A 420-nucleotide genomic window follows, 5' to 3' on the forward strand; every position below is an offset into this window, starting at 1 on the left:
ATTTGTACCTTGAAAACTGCACAATAGGTAGAAATACCGAGCCTAGATTAAATTAGTAAGGGCGTATGGTGGATATCTAGGCGCTAGGAGCCGATGACGGACGTGGCAAGCTGCGATAAGCCTTGACGAGCTGCACACAAGTGTTGACTCAAGGATGTCCTAATGGGAGTACCCGACATGATAACTCATGTCATTCCAGAGTTAATTTGAATAGCTCTGGAAAGGGAACCGGGTGAACTGAAACATCTTAGTAACCCTAGGAACAGAAAGCAATTGCGATTCTCTTAGTAGCGGCGAGCGAAGAGGGAAGAGCCTAAACTGTAATGGTGTCTAAGCTTATGGGCGTTGCTATTACAGGGTCGTAGGAATCAGCACAATGCTTCCATAAAGGCATTATCAGATTTCTGTTAGTTAGTCGAA

At 44.8% G+C, this 420-nt stretch carries 1 rRNA gene; it reads left to right on the plus strand.

What is annotated here, in order from left to right:
* Positions 1 to 45 precede the first annotated feature (45 nt).
* Positions 46 to 420, plus strand: a 23S ribosomal RNA gene (locus ACYQ3D_RS12660); the annotation flags it as partial.

The organism is Halanaerobaculum tunisiense, from assembly GCF_054657635.1.